The following is a 23567-nucleotide window of genomic DNA, read 5'->3' on the forward strand; positions in this document are numbered from 1 at the left end:
CGATTACATCGAAATGTTCTATAACCCGGTACGCCGGCACGGCAACAACGGAGGACTGTCTCCCGTGGACTTCGAAAAGCAGTATTTTAAGCAGCTGTCAGGCGTCTAGGATATCGGGGGCTTGCCACACCGAACTCGTCTGGACTGGCCCGACGACTCCATTTGTATCTGCTCGCAGAACAGAGCAGGCGCTTTTACAGGTTATCAATTCCGCTGAGCACTCTTTGTTCATTACGAGTTTCGTGGCCTACGACGTCTCCACCGTCGTTAAGGCTCTTAATAGCGCGAATGAACGTGGCGTAGGCATATCAATGGTTCTTGAGCTGTCACAGGATCACGGCGGCAGTATTTCGTTTGATGCGATTGGCAGAATGAGAGCGGTTGTTCCCGCCGCCAACCTTTATGCGTGGCATGAAAAATCAGATGCATTTGCCGGCGGACGTGTTCATGCCAAAGTTGCTGTTGCTGATGAAAGAATTTGCTTCATTACCAGCGCCAACCTAACTGGCCACGCGATGGAAAAGAACATGGAAGCAGGTTTGATCATTGAGGGAGGGCGTATTCCAACAACCCTCAAAAGGCATCTTGAGGCACTCATTAGCACGAATATAGTGAGTGGCCTCTAGTTCCTTGGATCAAAGTATTGAATTATGAATCTGCACTAGAGTGTTCACGAAAGGTTAAAAAATTGACGAGGTAGGGAGCTCGAATCAAAAGCGACAAACGAGTTTTACTCCGTTTTCACGGACGATTCGAAGATAGTGTTGGACTTACCCGGGTCCAGAGCCAAAATTGCGGGACTTCCGCTTATAAGTTACTGATTCTGAGAGGGTGAAAGTGGGAGGCAAAGCGAGCGGCCAAAACTCCCGACGTAAGTCACCATAATGTGGCCGTTCCGGCCAATTTATGGTGGCATGACCATGAGGTTCTATGGCATTGCAGTAGATGGTGGGCCCAGCAGGACTCGAACCTGCGACCAAGGGATTATGAGTCCCCTGCTCTAACCAACTGAGCTATAGGCCCTATTCAGCGAACGCTGTTCTGAAAGGTGTTTCCGGCGAGGGGAAACAAAGCGGGCGCCATTATACCGGTGAGGTGTGGCGCCCGCTACTGTTGCGGTGTGTCTTAGCCGTTGCCCTGGTCGTCGATGAAGCCGCGCAGATGATCGGAGCGGGAGGGGTGCCGCAGCTTGCGCAGCGCCTTGGCTTCGATTTGACGGATGCGCTCCCGGGTAACGTCGAACTGCTTGCCGACTTCTTCCAGGGTATGGTCGGTGTTCATCTCGATGCCGAAGCGCATGCGCAGTACTTTCGATTCGCGGGCGGTGAGGCCGGCCAGTACCGAGCGGGTGGCTTCGCGCAGGCCTTCGGCGGTGGCGGAGTCCACCGGCGAGAGTGCCTGAATGTCTTCGATGAAATCGCCCAGGTGGCTGTCTTCGTCATCGCCGATCGGGGTTTCCATGGAGATCGGCTCTTTGGCGATCTTCAGTACCTTGCGGATCTTGTCCTCGGGCATTTCCATGCGCTCACCCAACTCTTCCGGCGTGGGCTCACGGCCCATCTCCTGCAGCATCTGACGGGAGATGCGGTTGAGTTTGTTGATGGTCTCGATCATGTGCACCGGAATACGGATGGTGCGGGCCTGATCCGCAATGGAGCGGGTGATGGCCTGACGAATCCACCAGGTGGCGTAGGTGGAGAACTTGTAGCCACGGCGGTACTCAAACTTGTCCACGGCCTTCATCAGGCCGATGTTGCCCTCCTGGATCAGGTCCAGGAACTGCAGGCCGCGGTTGGTGTATTTCTTGGCAATGGAAATAACCAGACGCAGGTTGGCCTCGACCATTTCTTTCTTGGCGCGACGGGCCTTGGCTTCGCCGATGGATACGCGACGGTTGATCTCCTTGATATCGGCGACGTCCAGATCCACTTCGGTCTGGATGTTCTGGATGCGCTTCTGCAACCGAACGATTTCGTCGATGCGCTCGCTGACGGCGGCCGCATAGGGCTTCTTGCTCTTGCCGATTTTTTCCGCCCAGTCGAGGTTGGTCTCGTTGCCGGGGAAGGACTTGATGAAGTCCTTGCGGGGCATTTTACTTTCCTTGACGCAAATCTGCATGATCGCGCGCTCGTTCTCGCGCACCAGATCATTGGTGGAACGGACCACGTTCACCAGTTCGTCGAAAGCTTTGTTGCCCAGCTTGAACGGGGCGAAGACCTGTCCCAACTCGTTCAGGGCTTCCTGGGTTCGCTTGTCGCTGCGGCCGTACTTTTCCAGTGCCTTGTCGGCGGCGTTGAGCTTTTCCTTCAGCAGCTCGAAGCGCAGGCGGGTCTCTTCGGGATCCGGGCCGCTCTCGGTTTCTTCTTCGCTGTCGTCGTCATCGTCGCTGTCTGAGGAGTCGTCAGAGCTGCTGGTGTCCGGGGTGTTGTCTTCGTCCATGAACGGCTCGGCGCCGTCCGGATCAAGAAAGCCGGTCACGATGTCGCTGATGCGGCCTTCGTTCTCGATGATGCGGTCGTAGGCCTGGATCACGGTGCCGCTGATGCCGGGGAAATGCGCAACCGCCGCCATCACATCGCGGATGCCTTCCTCGATGCGCTTGGCAATGACGATCTCGCCTTCACGGGTCAGCAGTTCAACCGTGCCCATTTCCCGCATGTACATGCGGACCGGGTCGGTGGTGCGGCCAGCGTCGGTTTCAACGGCGGCGAGGGCAGCGGCGGCTTCGGCGGCGGCCGCTTCGTCAGCGGTGGAGTCGCCTTCGGTCATGATCAGGGTATCGGCGTCGGGAGTTTCCTCGCACACCTGAATACCCATGTCGTTGATCATGCGAATGATGTCTTCCACCTGATCCGGATCGGCAATGTCTTCCGGGAGGTGGTCATTTACCTCGGCGTAAGTCAGGTAACCTTGTTCCTTGCCTCGTGCAATGAGGTCTTTCAAACGTGATTTCTGCGAATTGCCTGACATAGACACCCTGTGAACTCGCTGGTAAACGGAAAAAAGTTAAACAGCCATTATAGCTGTCGCTCGGTTGCTCTGCCACCGGATGGTTAGATGGTGATCAACGCTTCAAGTTTCAAGTGCAATACCGGATAAGCCCTGTATTTTCCGGTTATTCCGGGCGGCGCTGACCGCCGCTCAATCCTCTGGGCCCCCGCTCAGGGCTTTCAGTTCCTGGCGTTCTTCCGGGCTCAGGTCGGCAAGGCTGCGCTTCGACGCCAGCAGCGCGGAGAGCCGCTGTTTCCGGGCCGCTTCCTGGTTCGGGGTCAGCAGTTCCCGGGCGCCGGCAAGGGTCTTTTCCCGCGACGGTATGTGTTCAATGCCATCGAACAGGTTGTAAAAGCGGTCCCTCGACGGCTTGTCTGTGGCCAGAGTGCGCACCAAAGTGCGTCTGTCACCGATGCCGCGATCCAGTATCCATTCCGCGAAGCCCCGGGCCAGCCGGAACTGCCGGGATTGGCGCGCCAGTTCCACCACATCGCTTGCCATGTCTGGCGCTTCCACGAGGGCCAGGCACAGCGTGCTGTCCTTGCTGAGCCGCACGTCGATGCGTTCTTCCTGAACCCGATCGCGGCGGTCACCAAACCGCTTCTGGCCGGGCTGGGGGCGGCGGTTCTGCCAATCCTGCCTTCCGCCACACAAGCGCAGCATTTCATGCCACATGGCATCCCGCAGGGTGCTTCTGGGCATCTTGTTCAGCAGCGGTTCCACCCGGGCTCTGAGCTCGCCCCGGTTTTCCGGTAACTGCAGGTCCAGCCCTTCACTCTGCCGGTCAAACAGGAAGCGTGACAGCGGCGTGGCGCCTTCAATGCGCTTGCGGAACGCTTCCGGGCCTTCCTTGCGCACCAGCGTGTCCGGGTCCTCGCCGTCCGGCAGCATCAGGAACTGCAGGTGCAGGCCATCGGCCATCAGCTCCAGTGCGTTCTCCATGGCGCGGTCGGCGGCACGAAAACCGGCCTGGTCGCCATCAAAGCAGAACACGATGTGCCTGACCTGTCGGAGCAGGGCGCTCAGGCTGTCCTGATTCGTTGCGGTGCCAAGGGTGGCCACCGCAAAGTGGATGTCGTGCTGTGCCAGCGCAATGACATCCATGTAGCCTTCCACCACCAGCAGCTTATCCAGCTGGCGGATGGCCTGTTTGGCTTCGTACAGGCCGTAAATCTCGCGGCTCTTGTGAAATACATCTGACTCCGGCGAGTTGATGTATTTGGCCTTGTCATCACCGAGGGTGCGTCCCCCGAAGGCGATGGTCTTGCCGCGGCTGTTGCGGATGGGGAACATCACCCGATTGCGAAACAGGTCCCGTGGGCGGCCGTACTTGTCGGAGACCGTGCCAGTCTCAATCAAAGGACCCTGGAGGTCCTTGTTGCTGGCATCAAACAGGGCGGTACCGGTGCCGGGCGCGAAGCCAAGCTGGTAGAGCTGGATGACGTGATCGTCCAGCCCGCGTTGTTTGAGGTAGTCCCTTGCCAGCTCGCCCTGTGCGCCGCGCAACGCCGACTGGTAGAAGCGACTGGCGAAGTCCAGCGCGTCGGTCAGTGTGCGGGCCTGCTGGATTTCCTGGCGGGCACTCTGATCGTAAGGCACTTCCAGGCCGGCGCGCCGGGCCAGTTCTTCGACGGCATCGGTAAATCCTAACCCTTCAAACTCCCGCACAAAACTGATGGCGTCGCCATGGGCGCCACAGCCAAAGCAGTGGTAAAAGCCCTTGTCGGGCCGAACGTTGAAGGACGGTGTCTTCTCATCATGAAACGGGCAGCAGGCCTTGTAGTTGGCCCCGGCTTTTTTCAGCGTAATGCGTGATCCGATAAGCTCCGCCAGATCAATCCGGTCCAGCAGATCTTCAACAAAGCGTTGCGGGATCAATCCGCTCATGATGACTCCGGTTACGCAAAGGGTGCCGGCTTAGCGAAGCCAATAGCCAAAAATGCCGCCGAAGCCAGGCCTCGGCGGCATTTTGGAATCGCTCTGTGCAGCCTGCGGCTGAACAGGCGATCAATGGTTTGCAGTCAAGCGGCGTCAGCTAAAGCTTAGTACAGACGCTCGAACTTGCGCTGTTCCCGCTGAAGCTTCTTGAGATGACGCTTAACGGCAGCGGCTGCCTTACGCTTGCGTACAGCTGTCGGCTTCTCGTAGTGCTCACGGCGACGTACTTCCGACAGTACACCTGCTTTCTCGCAGGAACGCTTGAAGCGACGCAGGGCTACGTCAAACGGTTCATTCTCTTTCACTTTAACAGCTGGCATTCGAAAATCACCTACCTGATGTATTCGGTTTCTGTTGTGTCTGATCGACTCGTGCGTCAAATCGACTCGATACCTGGTCAGATTGGCTAAAACTCGACCAGTGCATATTTAAGGGCGGCAATGATAGCCCCTGCTTCGGGGTAAGGTCAATGTTTGTTCGATGAAACTGCCAGCGCGTTTCGGCTTTCTGCTAAAATAGCTCGCCTGACCATTCATGCCACCCGTTGTGATCCTTGTTTATGCTGATTCTCGGAATTGAAACGTCCTGCGATGAAACCGGCGTTGCCCTCTATGACAGCGAGCGGGGCCTGCTGGCCCATGCCCTGTTCAGTCAAATCGACATGCATGCCGACTACGGCGGCGTGGTGCCGGAGCTGGCCTCCCGAGACCACGTGCGCAAGCTGCTGCCGTTGTGTGATCAGGTGCTGGCAGAGGCCGGCTGTACCCGCGCGGATATAGACGGCATTGCCTACACGGCCGGACCGGGGCTGGTGGGTGCGTTGATGGTGGGCGGTTCCGTGGCTCATGCCCTGGGCCTGGCGCTGGATGTGCCGGTGCTTGGGGTCCATCACATGGAAGGTCACCTGCTGGCGCCGATGCTGGAGCCCGAACCGCCGGCCTTTCCCTTTGTCGCCCTGCTGGTCTCCGGCGGGCATACGCAACTGGTGCGTGTTGACGGTATCGGTGAATACGAGCTGCTGGGGGAGTCGGTGGACGACGCCGCCGGCGAGGCGTTCGATAAGACCGCCAAGATGCTGGGGCTGGACTATCCCGGCGGACCGCGTGTCGCTGCACTGGCAGAGCAGGGTGCCGCGGGCCGATACCGTTTTCCGCGGCCGATGACAGATCGCCCGGGGCTGGATTTCAGTTTCAGCGGGTTGAAAACCTTCACTCTGAATACGGTCACCGCGGCGGTCGACGCAGGAGAATTGAACGATCAGACCCGCGCTGACATTGCCCTGGCGTTCGAGGCGGCGGTGGTAGACACCCTGACCATCAAATGCCGCAGGGCGTTGGAGCAGACTGGCTGCAAGCGGCTGGTGATTGCCGGCGGTGTCAGCGCCAACAAGCGGCTGCGGGCCGGGCTGGAGAAAATGACAGCAAAGCTGCAGGCGGGGGTGTTTTATGCACGCCCGGAGTTCTGCACCGACAACGGTGCGATGATTGCGTATGCCGGTTGTCAGCGCTTGCAGGCGGGCCAGCGGGATGGTGATCGCATTGTCGCGGTGCCGCGCTGGCCGATGAATACCCTGCCGCCGCTGTCGCGCGCCTGCTCGAACGGGCTGGTGGACCAGACCTTCTAGAATCGTGCCTCACGCCCCTGGGCAAGGCGAATCAGGTTGTTGCGGTGACGAACCACAATCAGAATCGCCAGTAGCCCGAACAATGGCAGGGTTGCAGGCTCAATCACCGCGCTGATGACTGGCCCGGCCACGATGGCAATGATTGAGGCCAGCGCTGAAATGCGCCAGCGCCACATGATGGCCAGCCAGATCGCCGCCAGCAGAAGGGTGGTTGCGGGGGCCAGTGCCAGCCCGCACCCCAGTGCTGTGGCAACGCCCTTGCCGCCTTTGAAGCGGTAGAACATGGGGATCATGTGGCCGGTAACCGCGCACAGCGCTACCATGGCCTGGGCCAGAATCGACAGGCCGGCGTTGTGGGCCAGCCAGACCGGAACAAAGCCTTTGGCGGCATCCAGTACCAGTGTCAGAGCCGCCGGAATCCAGCCGCCGTTGCGATAAACATTGGTGGCGCCCGGGTTGCCCGAGCCCATCGCCCGCGGGTCGGGCAGCTTCCACAGCCTGCAGATTTCCAGCGCAAACAGCACTGAGCCGGCGGTATAGGCCAAGGCGCATAGCAGTACGGTCAGTAACGGGTCGCTCATCAGATTCACTGGCAATTGGCCTGGGGCAAAGACGTGTCCGGGTCATTTGTGAGAAAATGCCGGCCCTCAATCGTGTCAGGCCGTGGTTCACACAGTATCCCTAGCCTGTACGTTATTCAATCAGCAAAGAGTGTAACCCGGGAGAAATAAGCCGGTGACAGACAGCGTTCTGATCGAAGGCCTGGCCGTTGAAGCGGTCATCGGCGTGTACGACTGGGAGCGGGAAGTAACCCAGCGGTTGTTGGTGGATCTGGAGATGGCCTGGGACAACCGGGCGCCGGGTGCCACGGATGATGTGGCGGATGCTCTGGATTATGCCGCGGTGAGTGAGCGGGTAACCCAGTGGCTGCGCCAGGCGCAGCCAGCGCTGCTGGAAACGGCGGCCGAAGGTCTTGCCGGGGTCATTCGCCAGGAGTTCGGCGTCGGCTGGCTGCGGCTGACCCTGCGCAAGCCGGGTGCCGTGCCGGCTGCCCGGTCCGTGGGTGTGCGTATTGAGCGGGGGCAGGCGTGATGACGGCCATGGCACGGGTGTACATCAGCATTGGCAGCAACATTGACCGTCACCGGTACATCACCTCAGCGCTGGATGCGCTGGCCGACTGGTTCGGCGATCTGATCATCTCCCCGGTCTTTGAGAGCGAGGCGGTGGGCTTTGACGGTTCGCCGTTTTACAACCTCGTCGTGGGCGTCGACAGTCCATGGCAGGTTGGTGAACTGTCGCGGCGGTTCAAACAGCTGGAAGCGGAGAATGGCCGCCGCCGGGAAGCGCCCAAATTCAGCGCGCGTACGTTGGATCTGGATATCCTGACGTACAACGATGCCGTGGGTGAAGTGGACGGAGTGGCCCTGCCGCGGGCGGAAATCCTCAAGAATGCCTTTGTACTCTGGCCGCTGGCCGAGGCGGCACCGGACGCCCTGCATCCGGTTTGCGGCAAAAGCTATCGCCAGTTATGGCAGGAATACACCAGCGACCAGAAGCTCTGGCCGGTGGATTTCATCTGGCGGGGGCAGCTCATTTCACGGGCGCTTTGACCGGAACAGGCCGATGAGGTGTTCGGTGGAGGCGTCCGCTTGCGACCGCTCCGGGTTGTTCCCCAGTATCTGGTCCAGAATCTCTTTGCCCATCTGCTTGCCCAGTTCCACGCCCCACTGATCAAAGGAATCCACGTCCCAGATCACACCCTGTACAAACGTGCGGTGCTCGTAAAGGGCGATCAGTGCGCCCAGAGTGTGCGGCGTGAGTTTGTCCATCACCAGGGTATTGCTCGGCTTGTTGCCGGGAATCACCTTATGGGGCGCCAGCTCAGCCGCTTCCCCGGCGGACATGCCTTCGGCGGCCAGTTCCTCAAGTGCCTCGGCCTCTGTCTTGCCGGCCATCAGCGCGCGGGTCTGGCTCAGGCAGTTGGCGAACAGGGACGCGTGGTGCTCGCCCACCGGATTGTGGCTTCGCAGCGGGATAATGAAGTCGGCGGGAATCAGTCGGGTCCCCTGATGAAGCAGCTGGTGGTAGGCGTGCTGGCCATTGGCGCCCACGCCGCCCCAGATCACCGGCCCGGTCTGGTAGCTGATGGTCCGGCCGTCGCGGGTCACGCATTTGCCGTTGCTCTCCATGTCCAGCTGCTGGAGGTGCGAGGGCAGGCTTTCCAGGTAATGGTCATAGGGCAGAATGGCGTGCGTGTCCGCGCCCCAGAAATTGCTGTACCACACGCCCAGCATCGCCATCAGTACCGGCAGGTTGCGTTCCAGCGGGGTATGTCGGAAATGCAGATCCATGTCGTGCGCGCCGGCAAGCAGGGCGCGGAATTGATCCATGCCCACCAGCAGCGCGATGGGGAGGCCAATCGCGGACCACAGTGAATAGCGCCCACCGACCCAGTCCCACATGGGAAATACATTTTCGGTACGGATACCAAACCGGCCGGCCTCTGACGCGTTGGCCGTCACGGCGACGAAGTGCCCGGCAATGTCGCGCTCTGCGCCGCCATTGGCGAGAAACCAGTCCCTGGCAACGCGGCTGTTCTCCAGTGTTTCCTGAGTGCGGAAGGATTTCGATTGCACCAGGAACAGGGTGGTCTCGGGGTTCACCCGGTTGAGTACCTCGGTAATGTCCGAACCGTCAATGTTGGCAACAAAGTGCCCCCTGAGCTGCCCATGGTGATAGGGCAGGAGGGCTTCGCTCACCAGTCTCGGTCCCAGGTAGGATCCGCCGATACCGATGCTCACCACGTCGGTGAAGCGCTTGCCGGTGAATCCGCTGCGATGGCCGGTGATCACGTCCCGGGTGAAGGTATCCATTCGGGCCAGCGTCTGTTGGACTTCCGGCATTACGTCGCGGCCGTCTACTAATACCGGGTCCGCACCGGTATTTCTCAGCGCCGTATGCAGGGCCGGGCGCTTCTCGGTCTCGTTGACCGGCTCGCCGAGGAACATGGCCTCAGTGCGGCCCGGAAGATCACAGGCGCGGGCCAGGGCCATCAGCGCCGACAGTACCTCGTCAGTAATACGGTTCTTGGAGAAGTCCAGGGAGAGCCCTGCGCCTTCGGCGAAGAACCGCTGTGCGCGGTCCGGGTCCTGCCCGAACAAATCTCGCATGTGGCAGGTTGCCAGACTTCGCTGGAGTTCGGTCAGAGCCTGCCACTGTGGGCGTGACGTCAGGGGAGCAGGGGCCGGAGCCATGGTCGAGTCCTTTCGTTCAGTGTTCACCAGCGCCGGACCCTTGTATCAACGGCTGACCGACAGGTTGTCAATCAAACGGGTAGTGCCAAGGAAGGCCGCCACCAGAATGGTCAGTTCCGTATCCTCGGCGGTGGCCGGCTTCAGGGTGTCGCTGTTGACGATATTGAAATAATCCGGCCGCAAACCGGCTGCGCTCAGTGCTTCGGTGGCTTCGCGTTCGATGGCGCCAAAATCGGAGCGACCGTTGCCAAGTTTGTCGGCGCTGTCCTGCAGCGCCCGGTAGACCGCCGGGGCAATGGCCCGTTCCGACTCGTTCAGGTAGCCGTTGCGGGAACTTTTGGCCAGACCATCGGTTTCCCTCACCGTGGGGGCGCCAATGACCTCCACCGGAATCATCAGATCGCGCACCAGCTTGCGGATGACGGCAAGCTGCTGAAAATCTTTCTCGCCGAATACGGCGATGTCGGGCTGTACCATGTTGAGCAGCATGGTGACCACTGTGGCCACGCCCTCGAAGTGGCCCGGGCGGCTGGCACCGCAGTGGCCATCACTGACTTCCGGAACCACGACCTTGGTCTGCTGGACCAGGCCCTGGGGGTAGATCTCCTCCACGCCCGGGGCGAAGACCAGGGTATTTCCGGCGGCTTCAAGCTGCCTCTGGTCGTCCTCGAGAGTGCGAGGGTAGCTGTCCAGGTCTTCGCTGGCGCCGAACTGCATCGGATTGACGAAAATGCTGGTCACCACCACGTCGGCCGCTTCACCGGCTTTGCGAACCAGCGAAATGTGGCCCTCGTGGAGATTGCCCATGGTGGGAACCAGGCCAATAGTTTTTCCCTCGCGGCGATAGCCGCGCAGGATGGTACGAAGTTCTCTCAGGGAGTTAACGGTTCTCATGCCTTGAACGTATGCTCCTCGGCGGGGAAAGATCGGTCGCGGACTGCTTTGACATAGGCTTCGATTGCGCCCTGAACCGAATCGGTATCCGCCAGGAAGTTCTTCACAAAACGCGGCTTGCGACCGGTGGTGACGCCCAGCATGTCGTGGAGCACAAGTACCTGACCGTCGGTGTCGGAACCGGCACCAATGCCGATGACCGGCGCCTTGACCGCCTGGGTGATGCGTGCGGCAAGGGGGGCGGGTACACACTCGAGCAAAATGATGTCAGCGCCCGCCGCTTCCAGTTCGCAGGCATGTTCGATCATCATCTCGGCCGCGTGCTCGTCGCGCCCCTGCACCTTGTAACCACCGAACTTGTTGACGAACTGTGGTGTCAGGCCCAGATGGGCGCAGACCGGCACGCCCCGCTCGCTGAGCGCAGCGATCGTGTCGGTCATCCAGTCGGTCCCTTCCAGCTTGACCATGTGGGCGCCTGCCCGCATCAGTTCGGCTGCATTCTCCAGAGCGGCTTCGGTGGTGCCGTAGCTCATGAAAGGCATGTCTGCCATGACCAGTGCGCCCCGGTTACCTTTGGCCACGGAGCTGACGTGATAGATCATCTGGTCCATGGTGACCGGCAACGTGCTGTCGTGCCCTTGCAGCACCATGCCGAGGGAATCGCCGATCAGGATAACGTCGACGCCGGCTTCGCTGACGATTTGGGCGAAGGTGGCATCGTAGGAGGTCAGAGCAGCAAAGGCTTCGCCTTTCTGCTTGTATTCCCGCAGGGTATTGATGGTTACAGCCATAGAATCCTTGCCTTGTGGGTGGATGGGCCAAGACTGTGCCGGGGTCTGCCGGCGTTCAGGTATAAAGGGTAATCCCGGGGTGTGTCTGAGGCAATAGTAGCACGAAGCCTTCGGGTCAGCAGGGCGGCTGCAGCTCACGGGAAAACGGTGGCAGCTTCTTCAGCCGGTTGTCCGGGCAACGCTGGCGCAGGTCGGCGACGGACCGGCCATCGGGCAGAGCAAGGTCAGCGTTCAGGTCCAGCAGCGGCTGCAGCACAAAGTCACGGTTGGGTAGTTCGCAGTGGGGAACGGTCAGGCGGTCGTTGCGGATGGTCTCGCTGCCAAACAACAGCAGATCGAGATCGAGGGTTCTCGGCCCCCAGTGCTGCTTGCGTACGCGTCCGTGCTGCTGCTCAATCGCCTGCAACTGATCCAGCAGCTCAAGCGCGGTCAGGCCGGTGCGCAGCCACGCCGCGCCATTGACAAAATCCGGCTGATCCTGGGGGCCCACCGGCCGGCTGGTGTAGAAGGCCGACTGGGCCACCAGCGAGGTGGCGGGTAGTGCCGCCAGCGCGCTGATGGCGCGCGCCAGCTGGGCGGTCGGGTCCGCCAGATTGCTGCCGAGACCGACAAACGCGTCTGTCGTCGCCATGATCAGCTCCGATTGACGGGCTTGCGCTTGCGGCGCCGCTTTTTCGGGGCGTCAGAGGTCAGTTCGTTGAGCATGCGCTCCTGGCCGCGCTCGTCAGTGGCCTGGAAGTCAGTCCACCATTTGCCCAGCCCGGGCTCAATTTCACCGGCGGATTCGCGCACCAGCAGGAAATCGTAAGCAGCGCGGAAGCGGGGGTGAGACATGGCCATAAAGGCCCGCTTGCCCTGCCGGCGGGGCAAACGCATCTGCATTTCCCAGATCTCTTTCATTGGGCCCGAGAAGCGCTTGGGAATCGACGTGGCCTGGACCTGGCGCCCGATAACCTTGGCAATGGCGCCGTGAAGGGCCGGCTGAACCGGGTCGCCATTGTCCTGGCGACGACGCCATTCCGACTGCAGTGCCGGCCAGAGCATGGCGGCAAACAGGAAATAGGGCGTTACGGACTTGCCCTGGGCGATGCGGGCATCGGTGTTCTGCAGGGCCTGGCGGATCAGTTCGTCGGATTCGCCGGCATTCAGGGCGCGGACGGTCTCCGGAAATAAGGGGGCCAGCAGGTTATATTCCCTGAGCAGGTCGTAGGTTGCCTCGCCAAAGCCGGCAGAGAACAGTTTCAGAACCTCGTCGAACAGGCGGGCCGGCGGAATGTGGGTCAGCAGCGGGGCGAGTTCACGAATCGGCTCTTCGGTGTCCTCTTCAATGTCGAAACCCAGTTTAGCGGCAAACCGCACCGCACGGAGCATGCGCACCGGGTCTTCCCGGTAGCGGGTTTCGGGGTCGCCAATCAGGCGGATCTGCCGGTTTTTCAGGTCTTCGATGCCATCGGCGAAGTCGATAACGGTAAAGTCGCGGATGCAGTAATACAGGGCATTAACCGTGAAGTCGCGGCGCAGTGCGTCTTCTTCCAGGGAACCGTAGACATTGTCCCGCAGCAGCAGACCATGTTCGCTGGTACGGCGATCGTCGTCCTCGGTATCATCGTCGGCTTCCACAGCATTGCCACGGAACGTGGTGACCTCGATGATTTCCCTTCCGAACACCACGTGCACAATGCGGAAACGGCGGCCGATCAGGCGCGAGTTTCGGAACAGGTCGTGGACCTCTTCCGGAGTGGCGTTGGTGGCGATGTCAAAATCTTTCGGCTGCCCGCCCAGCAGAATGTCGCGGACGCCGCCGCCGACCAGATAGGCGTCGAAGCCGGATTTGTTGAGCCGGTGCAGAACCTTCTTCGCAGGTTCGCTGATCGCGGATCGGGATACGCTGTGCTGGTCCCGGGGGATCTCCCGACGCTGATAGGGGCGCTGCTTTTGCTTTCCGTTGCCGGGCATAAAGGCGCGGATTTTTTCCACCGACTGCTCGAAGAGAGAAGAGATTGATTTAGGCATTTAATTCCGTTGGTGCATGAGCAAAAACGAGAGTTTAACGGTTTGGGCAGGATTTGCACACGTTTGCAAGAGAATGTGCGGGAAAAACGGCAGAAAACCGGTAGTGGGAACGGGGCGCTCGGTGCCTGGTGCGACGTTTTCCGTAGCCCCAATAATCAAAAGGCGGATCCGTTTGCACGAATCCGCCCTGAAAGCGTTGACGATCTGCATTGTTTTTATTTTTGCCGGGATTTTTCTTCGTTTTTGTACCCCACTGTGTATCCCCAAATACGGAGATGTCAGCAGTGCAAACGGAAGGCTTTGAATACACAGAGCGGTCAGAAGCATCGGGCAAGTTATGGGTAAATGCAGTGTCGCCTGGAAGACGATTCTTCTCTACATCTACAACTCGCTCGTGCCAGGGGACCCCTAAAAAGCACAGTACCCAAAACACTCAGTTCGCTTACGTTCTGCTGTTGTTTTTGTTGCTGAACGTTTTCCTGCAGCTTTTTGTTTTTGTTGTGGCGCTGCGTTGTCACTCTTGTTTTTGTTGGTGTGCGCTTAATAGAGTGCAGGGCGTGTGCCAGTTTTAGTAAATCCTTTATTAACAGGTGGTTAAGAAAATCGGCTTTATAAGTGTTACCCCGTACAGCGTGGAAGTGTTACCCGGATCTCATTTCGGCCGCGGGGAGTGTTACCGTACGGAACAGCCGGTAACAACTGAGCCCGGGTTCACACTTTCGTTGGGTGGCGTGTGCAAGCCGAGCCAGGCTGGCGCGGACAGCTCAGTTTCCAGAGGCTTTCTTACGGGGAATACCAAGGCGCTGGCGGCGCTCCCACAAGGATTTGCGGCTGATGCCGAGCTTCTGGGCCAGCTCCGTTTCACTCATCTTGTCCTGATTCTCCAGCACGAAATGCTGAAAGTAATCTTCCAGTGACAGGTCGTTGGAGGATTCCGGTTCCCGGGCGCGCACCTGCTCGTTGTTGCCCTCCACCAGGGTTTCCGGAATGTATTCGTCACCGCCCTCGTATTCCAGGTCGAGCAGTGACGGGGTGATCAGGTCCGACTCGCACAGGATGGTGGCACGCTCGATGGCATTCTCCAGTTCGCGGACGTTGCCGGGCCAGCGGTGGCGCTCCAGGGCGCGCATCGCCTCAGGGCTGAGGTTCAGTCGCGGCTTGCCCATTTTCTCGCCCTGCCGCTGAAGGAAGCGCTGGGCCAGGCCAAGGATGTCGGATCGGCGCTCGCGCAGCGGCGGAATCCGCACCTGCATCACGTTCAGGCGGTAGTACAGGTCTTCGCGAAACTCGCCGGTGCGGGTCATCGCTTTGAGGTTGCGGTGGGTAGCGGCGATCATCCGCACATTCACCTGTCGGCTCTGGGTGGAGCCGACCTTGCGAATTTCTCCTTCCTGCAACACCCGCAGCAAGCGAGCCTGGGCTTCCGGGGGCAGTTCGCCAATCTCATCCAGGAACAGGCTGCCACCGTCGGCGGCCTCAATCAGCCCGGTACGGGCGGAAACCGCGCCGGTGAAGGAGCCTTTTTCGTGGCCGAACAGCTCGGATTCGATCAGGCTCTCGGGAATGGCGGCGCAGTTTACTGAAATCAGGGGTTTCGCGGCCCGCGGGCTGAGCAGGTGCAGCGCCCGGGCGGCGAGTTCTTTACCGGTGCCGGATTCGCCCTGGATCAACACGGTGGTTTCGGTGGGCGCCACCTTGCGGATCAGGGTGAACACTTTCTGCATGGCCTCGCATTCACCAAACATGATGCTGGCGGGATCACTGCGGATGTGGTCAGCCGAATCGGGCGCGGTGTCCGTTGTGGTGTCGTCCCGGCCGGTAAGCCTGCGAGACAGGATGTTTTCCACCGCGGCCAGCATCTCGTCGTGGTCAAACGGTTTGGCGATGTATTCCACCGCGCCCATTTTCATCGAATCGACCGCCGAACGCAGGCTGGCGTAGCTGGTCATGATCAGCACCGGGGTGTTGGGGGCGCGATTGATGAGCTCGGTGCCCGGGGCGCCGGGCAGGCGCAGATCGGAGATGATCAGGTCGAACTCATCGGGCTCGTGGCCCTGTTCCGCTTCTTCGACCGATCCGGCGTCAGCCACATCGTAGCCGGCATGCTGGAGCAGCTTGCGTACGGCCGAGCGGATTATCTCTTCGTCTTCTACGATCAGAATGCGAGGCATAGGATGTTACGACCTTTCGTTCAGGCTGATGGCAGCATTGCCGGGGTCCGGTTCGTAGGCCGGCAGTTTCAGGCGCACACAGGTACCACGCCCGGCGTCCGGGTCGGCAGGGCTGTCTACGTGAATGTTGCCGTAATGCTCTTCGACAATACTGTACACCAGAGATAGTCCAAGGCCCGTGCCCTTGTTGGGTGCCTTGGTGGTGTAAAAGGGTTCAAAGATGTGGTCGAGCTGGTCTCCCGGGATGCCCGAACCCTCATCAGTGACCTCGATGATAGCGGAGTAGCCATCGCGGATGCCACTGATGCGGATGGCGCCGCCATCGGGCGAGGCGTCTCGGGCGTTGGCAAGGAGGTTGACGAATACCTGCACCAGCCGCTGCTCGTCGCCCAGTACCGTCAGGCTCTCGGGGCAGTCGTTGATGTAGTGGATGCCCAGCCCCTGGTCGCTCAGGGACAGCAGGTTGATGGATTCGTCGACGCAACGACGGATGCCCACCGGCTCGTATCGGTTGGCCTGGGAATGGTTGCCGGTGCGGGCAAAGTTCATCAGCGATTGCAGGATCGTGGAGATGCGCCGGGTTTGCTGCTGAATCTGTTCCGCGGTAGAGAGGATGTCCGGGTCGTCAGTTTCCAGCTTAAGGTTCTGGGCCAGTGAGGAGATGCCGGTCACCGGGTTCCCGATCTCATGGGCTACGCCGGCGGCAAGACGGCCCACCGAGGCCAGACGCTCGCTGTGCATTAGTTCGTCTTCGAGAAGCCGGGTTTCGGTCTGGTCTTCCACCAGAATAATACTGCCGCCCTCAGGGTGGTCCGGTCCGCTCAGCGCGGCTTTGTGCAGATTCAGCCAGTGGGGTTTGCCATTGAGATCGAGCCGGTGCTTGTAGCGGTGCAGGTCCTCGCCACTGTTGAAGTCGTCCAGTAACAGGTGCCAGTGCTCGGGCAACGCCTGCAACCGGGCACCCACCACGTCGTCGGCGGTAATGCCGGTCAACTGTTCGATGGCGTTGTTCCACATCAGGATCTCGCCGTCGTCCCCCATCGAGCACGCCGGAATCGGCAGGTTCTGCAGGGTCTGCCGATAATGCCGGCGCAGGTTGTCGAGCTCTCCTGCAAGGCCGGTTAACTGGTTCTGATAGTCACCGAGGGCGCGTTCGACGTAACGGATGTCCTGTGCGGTACCGCCGCTGGCCATGGGTTTGTAGCCCAGGTGTCGCTTGACCAGGTCTCGCGCCACGGCGGGTCCCAGCAGACCGGAAAGATTGACCTCAACCTGGTCCCGCAGTCGCCGCAGCTGGTAGGGTCGGTATTCGACGTTGGGCAGTTTGAGCTGAGCCAGCGCACGCTCCACTTCCCGTCGGGCCACGCCGCGACCGAGGGGGGCTTCAAGCTGACGGACAAAATCCGCCGACGAGGTGGCCACCAGCTCCCGCCGATGGGGGCGGGACAGGGCCCCGAGTGAGCACGCCTGTGCCGCGCTGTTTTCTTCTGCGGTGCTGTTGCTGAGAATTGAGACCAGCGCGAACACCGTGACGTTCACCGTCAGGCTGATGAAGGTAAAGATGTGCCAGTTGCTGTAATCGGGCACCAGCGGTGCTTGCAGCCACTCCAGCACATTGGCGGTGTGAGAGAACGGCAGCACCAGGGTCAGCACCCAGATGGCAATGCCGGACACCAGCCCGGCAATCAGACCGCGCCGGTTACCTTCCGGCCAGTAAATCACGCCAAGGGCGCCGGGCAGCAGCTGCAGCATGCCCGACAGGGAAATCGCCCCGAGAATAGACAGATCCAGATGGGTACCGATGGTTTCGTGGAACAGCAGCGCCGCAAAAATGATGACGGCGATCAGCAGGCGCTTGATCCACCGCAACCAGTGATAGATATCGCCATGGTCCTTTGGTGTGCGCAGCGGAAGCACCACATGGTTGAGTACCATCCCTGCCAGCGCCAGCGTACTGACGATCATCAGCCCGCTCGCCGCCGAAAGCCCGGCAATGTACATCAGCAGTGTTAACGCCGGGCTGCCCAGAGCCTGGGCCGTGCCAATGGCGTAGAAGTTGGGGCCTGTTGTGGCTGCCAGTTCCTGACCGCCCCAGAGAATCAGCGGTACCGGAAGCCCCAGCAGCAGCAGGTACAGCGGCAGCCCCCAGCTTGCCTTGGCCAGCGCTTTGGGCGAGGGGTTCTCGCTGAACGTCATGTGGTACATGTGGGGCAGCACCAGGGCGCCGGCGAAGGACATCAGCATCAGCGCCCGCCAGCTGCCATCGTCAATGCTCATGGTCATCGGGCTGGCCGGTGAGTTCTGGTTGTCCAGCCAGGTTTCCAGCCCGCCCATGCCGCCGAAAACGCTGAACAGGATCACCCCGCCGAGCACCAGCAGGGCCGCAAGCTTGACCAGGGAATCAAAGGCAATCGCCAGCACCAGTCCCTGATGGCTTTCGGAGCCCTGATTGCGGCGGGTGCCGAACAGCATGGCAAACAACACCACGGTAAAACTGAACAGCACACTGATGAGGTGCGGTGAGGTATCCGGCGCCAGCAGGCTGGCGGAGGTGGACACCGCCTGAATCTGCATGCTCAGCAGTGACAGGATCGCCGCGCCGGAGCAGATGGTGACCAGGGTACCGGCCCACTGGCTGCGGTAACGATAGGCAAACAGATCGGCCAGGGACGCCAACTGGTAGGCCCGGCCGATGCGCATCACCGGGTTGAGTAACACCGGGGCCAGCAAAAAGGCGCCGCTGATGCCCAGGTAATAAGCCAGGAAGCCAAAGCCGGACTCCGCCGCCACGCCCACCGCCGCATACACCGCCCAGATGCCGGCATAGACGCCTAGGCTGAGGGTATACACCAGCGGGTGCCGTACCCAGTGCCGCGGCAATACGCCACGCTCGGTAATCCAGGCGACGCCGAACAGCAGAATTAGATACAGCAGGCTGGCAAGCAGCAGGCCCGGAGCGCTAAAACTCATTGGGGTCTCGCCGCCATTCCAGCCAGAATCCGATGGCGATCAGGCCGGCCCAGATGATGTAGGGGGTGTACCAGGCATTTCCGGGGGAGGTCCACCAGTCGAGAATGTTCGGTGAAAAAATATAGATGGCCAGAACCAACAGGAAGACCAGACGATAGATATACATCAGGCATGCTATCCGCGCTGAGGTTTGTGAGTGGTTTTATACCACGTAGCTTACCGGGATGTCAGGGGAATTGCCTGCCGCCGCCAGTGTTCCACCGACCAGTCGAGAATGCCCTGGACGGTGGCGTGCCTGAGCCCGGTGGGGGGCTGTTGTCCAAGCGCTTCCAGCGCCCGCACCAGGTTGCTGGCCGGCTGCCGGTCATCCAGCGCCGGCGCGTGATTCTGTTTGCTCAGTTTCTGCCCGCGGGCATTGAGAATCACCGGGATGTGCAGCCAGCGCGGCGGCGTGGCACCAAGCGCGCGATAGATCTGTTGTTGCTGTGCGGTCATCTCCAGCAAATCCGAGCCTCGCACCACATCGGTGATGCCCTGATCTATATCATCCACCACGACGGCCAGCTGGTACGCGTAAAACCCTTCCTTGCGCAGAATAACCGGGTCATCCAGTTCCGCTGTCACCTTCTGGATCTGCTCGCCCAACAGCTCGTCGTGCCAGTGGCTGACTTCGTCCCCCAGCGCGAACCGGACGGCAAAAGGCCGGTCGCCGGGCTGGCTCTTGCCGTCGCGGCAGCGTTCCGGGTGGCGGCCCTGGTGTTGCTGCAGTTGCTTGCGGGAGCAGGCGCAGCGATACGCCAGCCCCTTGTCGAGTAGGGTGGTGATGGCGTTTTGGTAAGCGTCGTGGCGCCGGGACTGAAAGCGTACCGGTTCGTCCGGGATCAGGCCGTGACAGGTCAGGCTGTGGAGAATCTGCTCGGTGGCTTGGGGGCTTTCGCGCAGCGGATCGAGATCCTCAATGCGCACCAGCCACTGGCCTTGGTGGCATTTTGCCTCAACGTAGCTGGCGAGAGCCGTGACCAGCGAACCAAAATGCAGTGGCCCAGTCGGGGAGGGGGCAAAGCGACCGCGGTAGGAGTGGTCAGCCATAAATAACGAGTGGCCTGCCGGCATTGGCGCCGGCGGGCTTGGCGTTGATTCGGCTCAGATGCCGGTCTGGCGTTCACGGATTTCCGCCAGGGTTTTGCAGTCAATGCACAGGGTGGCCGTTGGCCTTGCTTCGAGGCGACGGATACCGATTTCCACACCACACTGATCGCAGAAACCGTAATCGTCCTTGTCGATGCGGTCGATGGTCTGGTCGATCTTCTTGATCAACTTGCGCTCGCGATCCCGGGTGCGCAGTTCCAGGCTGAATTCTTCTTCCTGGGTTGCACGGTCACTGGGATCCGCGTAATTTGCGGCATCTTCCTGCATATGGTGCATGGTGCGGTCGACTTCTTCCATCAGCTCCTGCTTCCATTGCAGCAGCAGATTTTTGAAGTGCTCGAGCATCTCGGCACTCATATACTCTTCACCCTTCTTCATTTCATAAGGGGTGAAGTTGGTAAAACGTTCGCGTGGTTGTTCTGCAGTGTTTGCCATTGAACCCGGCCTCTTGTTTGTACTTCACAAGAACGCTTTGCTTCCCTCCGCACCAGCCGAGGCTGCGCGGTTTGACCCTGGATAAAGCATTCGTCCTGAAACGGGAATTTGCGGAAAATAGCAGATAAGTCACAGGGGTGCCAGCCTTGTGATCAGACTTTCATACGGAGACTACCATGAAGTGCCCTGATCCTTTGATTGAAGGCCGGCTGATCCGGCGCTACAAGCGGTTCCTGGCCGATATCAGGCTGGCGGACGGCAGCGAAGTGACCGCCCACTGCCCCAACACCGGATCAATGCTTGGCTGCCAGCCGGAAGATGCGCGGGTGTGGCTCAGTGAAAGCGATAACCCCAAGCGCAAGCTGCGTTACACCTGGGAGCTGGTGGAAACCGCCCCCGGTGAGCTCGCCTGCATCAATACCGCGCGGCCCAACACCCAGGCCCGCCAGGCCGTTGAATCGGGTGTGGTTGAAGAGCTGGCGGGGTACGGCACGGTGCGTGCGGAGGTGCGTTACGGCGCCGAGAAGAGTCGCATTGATCTGCACCTGTCGGAGCACTCCACCCGCGAAGATGCCTGGGTGGAGGTCAAAAACGTCACGTTGTGTGACGCCGGGACCGGCTATTTCCCTGATGCAGTGACCACCCGCGGCCAGAAACATCTACGGGAGTTGATGGCTCAGGTGAGAGGAGGTGAGCGGGCCGTTCTGTTGTTCGCCGTGAATCACACGGGGATTACGACGGTGCGGCCAGCAGACCACATCGATCCGGCCTATGGGCAGTTGCTGCGGGAAGCGGCCGCCGCCGGCGTGGAAGTGCTCGCCTACCGTGCCGAGCTCGGTGATGCCAGCGGGCCGGCGGGTGAATGGACGCTGGCGGCACCGGTGCCGGTTATTCTGGAAACCTGACGAAGAGGCCGTCGGGACGTTCGGCAAGGTCCAGCGGTGTCAGCGCGTCACCCTGGCACGGCCCGGCAATGCACTCGCCGCTGTCGGGCAGGAACAGGGCGCCGTGGGTCGAGCACTGGATGAAACAGTGATCGGCATCCAGGAAGCGCCCGGGCATCCAGTTCAGTTCGATGCCCAGATGCGGGCATTGATTGACATAGGCCCGTGGCCGCCCGTTGTGGAGCAGCACGAAACCGCGTAACGCCAATGCATCTGGATGGGCGGCTTTGCCTGCGAGCGTGAATTCGACCGCTCCTCCGGGCGTGAGGTCCTCTAACCGGCAGACTCTCTGCCAGCCATGGTTATCGGTCATTTTCCGGTGTTGTAGCGCATACGGGTGCCATGGTTGAGTGACATCACGATCTCATCCGCGTGCAGCGCGTGGGGGAAGAAACACCCGGAAATCTTCGCGCCGGCAATGCTTGCCCCTTCCATCTCGCACTCGCTGAAGTCAATGCCGCGTATATCGGCGCCGCGAAAATACCCGTGGCGAAGATCCAGCCCGCGGGCATCCATTCCGCGTAAGTCGAGGCCGCGAAAATCGCCGTGAGCAAAGCTGGGCAGATCGGTCTGCCGGCTCTTGGCGGCGTTGAAGGCCTCCATGTTTTCGCTTCGCAGCGTTTCGTAGAGCGGATCGTTGATCTGACGTACTGCATCTGAATCCATCATGATGACCTCTGCTCGCTGGTGCGGGTGTTCGGTGACAGACAGCCGCCCATCGGGCGGATGCTGTCAGTGTAGACGGTTTATTGCACCTGCAGCCCGAAGTGTTGGCGAATCCGGTCGGCGACCGCCTCGGCCACATGCTCCTGATCCGTATGCAGGTGGATGGTGTGGGTTTTTTCCTCGGTGGTCAGTGGTTCGAACCAGCTCTGCTGGGTCTCCAGCAACGCCTCGGTGGCTTCCGAAGCGTCGCCGGAGCGGCGACGAATCCACTCACGACGAAGGTCTTCCGGTGCTTCGCAGTGGATCAGGGCAAAGGGCAGGCCCTGGTTTTCCGCCACGTCGGCGAGCAGTGTCCGCTCACTTTGCTTGAGTGAGGCGGCATCGATAATCACCGGCAGGCCAGCCCTCAGCAGTTCACCAGCCACGGAGGCCAGGCGCTGATAGGTTTCCCGGGTCGCTTCCTCAGTATAGAGGTTGCCGCCGGTGGGAGATTTGCTCTGATCCAGTGGCCGCAGGCCAAACAGGCGTTTGCGTTCAACGTCGGAGCGCAGGCGGATCAGCCCCAGTTCCGCCGCCATCGCGGCGCTGACGCAGGATTTTCCGCTGGCCGACAGCCCGGTGGTGACCAGCAGGTAGGGGTTGGGAATAACGCTGTAATCCTCTGCCAGTTGGGCATAATCGCGGTAGCGTTGCATCAGGCCCGATTTCTCGGCGTCGGACAGCGCTGGATTCCCCATCGTGAACAGGGCGATCTTGGCGCGCACCATGGCGCGATAGGCTTTATACAGCGGCAGCAACGGCAGTGCGTCGAAGTCGCCCCGGTATTCCAGGTAGGTGTTGAGGACCCGGTTGGCCAACAGTGGTTCGCGGCGGGATTCCAGGTCCATCAGCAGGAAGGCCAGATCGTTGATCACGTCTATCCAGCGAAACGGCTCGTTGAATTCGATGCAGTCGAAAACCGTGACCTTGCCGTCGAAGCTGGTAATGTTGGCCAAATGCAGATCACCGTGGCACTCCCGCACAAACCCCTGCTCGCGCCGTGCGGCGATGAGCTCCCGCTGGCGGTCAAACGTGCTGCGGGTCCAGGCTTCCAGATTCTCCAGTTGAGCCAGCAGTTCGTTGTCGTCCAGCAGCGGGCGAATCTGGTCAAAATTCTCCTGCATGGCGGCGAATACCGCATCCGGGGTGCCCAGCGGCTTGTCCTCCGCCACCGGCGGCAGGGTGTCGTGGAAGTCGGCAACCTGTCTGGCCAGGCTGGTCAGCAGCTCCGTGGTGAGGGAGCCGTTTTCCTGGCGCACGTCGAACAGTTCGTTCTGATCAAACTGGCGCATGCGAATGGCGTACTCGAAGGCGTCGCCATGGCCGCCGATGACCGGTTCTTCCGGGCTGCCGGTGATCGGTACCACCTCAAGGTAGAGGGCGTCGGCCAGCCGTGAGTTGAGGCGCAGCTCTTCCTCGCAGAAATGCTTGCGGCGGTCCAGGGTGGAAAAATCGAGAAAGCCGAAGTCCATGGGCTTCTTGATCTTGTAGGCGTAATCACCGGTGAGCAGAACCTGAGAGATGTGGGTCTCAAGAACCTGGAAATCCTTTACCGGGTGGTCGTACAGCGCCGGATTCTGTAATGTCAGAATCAGGTTGTTGGTCTCGGTGTCGCTCACAGTTCTCTCCTCGCATTCCCTGAACTTATTGATTTTTCTTGCCGCTATCATAACGGGCAGATTACA

At 60.5% G+C, this 23567-nt stretch carries 23 protein-coding genes and 1 tRNA gene; 6 read left to right on the forward strand and 18 right to left on the reverse strand.

Annotated elements, in window-relative coordinates:
* Together DYI22_RS17000 and drmC are read left to right on the forward strand one after the other, a co-directional pair.
* Window positions 1-109, forward strand: a 109-nt coding sequence (locus tag DYI22_RS17000) for an IS3 family transposase (protein ID WP_213477651.1), incomplete at its 5' end; no start/stop codon positions are given.
* A gap of 1 nt (window position 110) precedes the next feature.
* Window positions 111-626 (forward strand): DISARM system phospholipase D-like protein DrmC, encoded by a 516-nt coding sequence (gene drmC / locus DYI22_RS17005; protein ID WP_323132936.1) that lies wholly within the window; start codon window positions 111-113, stop codon window positions 624-626.
* A 320-nt stretch (window positions 627-946) separates the two neighbouring features.
* On the opposite strand, the gene DYI22_RS17010 is transcribed toward drmC, so the two are convergent.
* From DYI22_RS17010 to rpsU, 4 genes are all read right to left on the reverse strand, one after another.
* Window positions 947-1023, reverse strand: a tRNA-Ile gene (locus DYI22_RS17010).
* 102 nt (window positions 1024-1125) lie between these two features.
* Window positions 1126-2970 (reverse strand): RNA polymerase sigma factor RpoD, encoded by a 1845-nt coding sequence (gene rpoD / locus DYI22_RS17015; protein ID WP_213479251.1) that lies wholly within the window; start codon window positions 2968-2970, stop codon window positions 1126-1128.
* Between the two features lie 171 nt (window positions 2971-3141).
* A complete protein-coding gene (gene dnaG / locus DYI22_RS17020) occupies window positions 3142-4878 on the reverse strand; it encodes a DNA primase (RefSeq protein WP_213479252.1) in 1737 nt (578 codons plus the stop codon).
* A gap of 155 nt (window positions 4879-5033) precedes the next feature.
* On the reverse strand, window positions 5034-5249 hold the full coding sequence (rpsU, locus tag DYI22_RS17025) for a 30S ribosomal protein S21 (protein ID WP_007153483.1): 216 nt from the start codon (window positions 5247-5249) through the stop codon (window positions 5034-5036).
* 239 nt (window positions 5250-5488) lie between these two features.
* On the opposite strand from rpsU, the gene tsaD reads away from it, so the two are divergent.
* Window positions 5489-6553, forward strand: a complete 1065-nt coding sequence (tsaD, locus tag DYI22_RS17030) for a tRNA (adenosine(37)-N6)-threonylcarbamoyltransferase complex transferase subunit TsaD (protein ID WP_213479253.1) — start codon at window positions 5489-5491, stop codon at window positions 6551-6553.
* On the opposite strand, the gene plsY is transcribed toward tsaD, so the two are convergent.
* A complete protein-coding gene (gene plsY / locus DYI22_RS17035) occupies window positions 6550-7143 on the reverse strand; it encodes a glycerol-3-phosphate 1-O-acyltransferase PlsY (RefSeq protein WP_213479254.1) in 594 nt (197 codons plus the stop codon). The genes tsaD and plsY overlap by 4 nt on opposite strands.
* Window positions 7144-7288: 145 nt before the next feature.
* Between plsY and folB the strand changes: the two genes are divergently transcribed.
* The gene (gene folB / locus DYI22_RS17040; RefSeq protein ID WP_213479255.1) at window positions 7289-7645 is read left to right on the forward strand and encodes a dihydroneopterin aldolase; all 357 of its coding nucleotides are present in this window, start codon (window positions 7289-7291) and stop codon (window positions 7643-7645) included.
* 8 nt (window positions 7646-7653) lie between these two features.
* On the forward strand, window positions 7654-8166 hold the full coding sequence (gene folK / locus DYI22_RS17045) for a 2-amino-4-hydroxy-6-hydroxymethyldihydropteridine diphosphokinase (RefSeq protein ID WP_213479282.1): 513 nt from the start codon (window positions 7654-7656) through the stop codon (window positions 8164-8166).
* On the opposite strand, the gene pgi is transcribed toward folK (DYI22_RS17045), so the two are convergent.
* The 10 genes from pgi to dksA all read right to left on the reverse strand — a co-directional run bounded on the left by pgi (window position 8152) and on the right by dksA (window position 20233).
* On the reverse strand, window positions 8152-9810 hold the full coding sequence (gene pgi, locus DYI22_RS17050; RefSeq protein ID WP_213479256.1) for a glucose-6-phosphate isomerase: 1659 nt from the start codon (window positions 9808-9810) through the stop codon (window positions 8152-8154). The two genes, folK (DYI22_RS17045) and pgi, sit on opposite strands and share 15 nt — an antisense overlap.
* 45 nt (window positions 9811-9855) lie before the next feature.
* Window positions 9856-10704 carry a pantoate--beta-alanine ligase gene (gene panC, locus DYI22_RS17055; RefSeq protein ID WP_213479257.1) on the reverse strand — a complete coding sequence of 283 codons (849 nt, stop codon included), beginning with the start codon at window positions 10702-10704 and terminating at the stop codon, window positions 9856-9858.
* A complete protein-coding gene (gene panB, locus DYI22_RS17060; protein ID WP_213479258.1) occupies window positions 10701-11495 on the reverse strand; it encodes a 3-methyl-2-oxobutanoate hydroxymethyltransferase in 795 nt (264 codons plus the stop codon). Before panB ends, panC begins: the two co-directional genes overlap by 4 nt.
* A 115-nt stretch (window positions 11496-11610) precedes the next feature.
* Window positions 11611-12126 (reverse strand): 2-amino-4-hydroxy-6-hydroxymethyldihydropteridine diphosphokinase, encoded by a 516-nt coding sequence (folK, locus tag DYI22_RS17065; RefSeq protein ID WP_213479259.1) that lies wholly within the window; start codon window positions 12124-12126, stop codon window positions 11611-11613.
* 2 nt (window positions 12127-12128) lie between these two features.
* Complete coding sequence (gene pcnB / locus DYI22_RS17070; RefSeq protein ID WP_213479283.1) at window positions 12129-13451, reverse strand: polynucleotide adenylyltransferase PcnB; 1323 nt, start codon at window positions 13449-13451, stop codon at window positions 12129-12131.
* A gap of 821 nt (window positions 13452-14272) precedes the next feature.
* A complete protein-coding gene (locus DYI22_RS17075; protein ID WP_213479260.1) occupies window positions 14273-15679 on the reverse strand; it encodes a sigma-54-dependent transcriptional regulator in 1407 nt (468 codons plus the stop codon).
* A gap of 6 nt (window positions 15680-15685) precedes the next feature.
* Window positions 15686-18649, reverse strand: coding sequence for an ATP-binding protein (locus tag DYI22_RS17080; RefSeq protein ID WP_213479261.1), 2964 nt, complete (start codon window positions 18647-18649; stop codon window positions 15686-15688).
* Window positions 18639-18815 carry a hypothetical protein gene (locus DYI22_RS17085; RefSeq protein ID WP_012139305.1) on the reverse strand — a complete coding sequence of 59 codons (177 nt, stop codon included), beginning with the start codon at window positions 18813-18815 and terminating at the stop codon, window positions 18639-18641. The genes DYI22_RS17080 and DYI22_RS17085 overlap by 11 nt, the downstream gene beginning before the upstream one ends.
* A 50-nt stretch (window positions 18816-18865) precedes the next feature.
* Entirely contained in the window at window positions 18866-19738 is an 873-nt protein-coding gene (gene gluQRS, locus DYI22_RS17090; RefSeq protein WP_213479262.1) for a tRNA glutamyl-Q(34) synthetase GluQRS, read from the reverse strand.
* Window positions 19739-19792: 54 nt separating this feature from the next.
* On the reverse strand, window positions 19793-20233 hold the full coding sequence (gene dksA, locus DYI22_RS17095) for an RNA polymerase-binding protein DksA (protein WP_012139308.1): 441 nt from the start codon (window positions 20231-20233) through the stop codon (window positions 19793-19795).
* A 176-nt stretch (window positions 20234-20409) separates the two neighbouring features.
* Between dksA and sfsA the strand changes: the two genes are divergently transcribed.
* Window positions 20410-21138 (forward strand): DNA/RNA nuclease SfsA, encoded by a 729-nt coding sequence (gene sfsA / locus DYI22_RS17100; RefSeq protein WP_213479263.1) that lies wholly within the window; start codon window positions 20410-20412, stop codon window positions 21136-21138.
* Here the strand turns inward: sfsA and DYI22_RS17105 are convergent.
* The 3 genes from DYI22_RS17105 to DYI22_RS17115 form a co-directional block, all read right to left on the reverse strand.
* Entirely contained in the window at window positions 21122-21490 is a 369-nt protein-coding gene (locus DYI22_RS17105; RefSeq protein ID WP_213479264.1) for a Rieske (2Fe-2S) protein, read from the reverse strand. The genes sfsA and DYI22_RS17105 overlap by 17 nt on opposite strands.
* Window positions 21487-21843 carry a pentapeptide repeat-containing protein gene (locus tag DYI22_RS17110; RefSeq protein WP_213479284.1) on the reverse strand — a complete coding sequence of 119 codons (357 nt, stop codon included), beginning with the start codon at window positions 21841-21843 and terminating at the stop codon, window positions 21487-21489. The genes DYI22_RS17105 and DYI22_RS17110 overlap by 4 nt, the downstream gene beginning before the upstream one ends.
* 80 nt (window positions 21844-21923) lie before the next feature.
* Window positions 21924-23552, reverse strand: a complete 1629-nt coding sequence (locus DYI22_RS17115; protein WP_228301112.1) for a bifunctional aminoglycoside phosphotransferase/ATP-binding protein — start codon at window positions 23550-23552, stop codon at window positions 21924-21926.
* Window positions 23553-23567 lie beyond the last annotated feature (15 nt).

Source organism: Marinobacter lipolyticus (assembly GCF_018424605.1).
GTDB classification, from domain to species: Bacteria; Pseudomonadota; Gammaproteobacteria; order Pseudomonadales; family Oleiphilaceae; genus Marinobacter; species Marinobacter lipolyticus_B.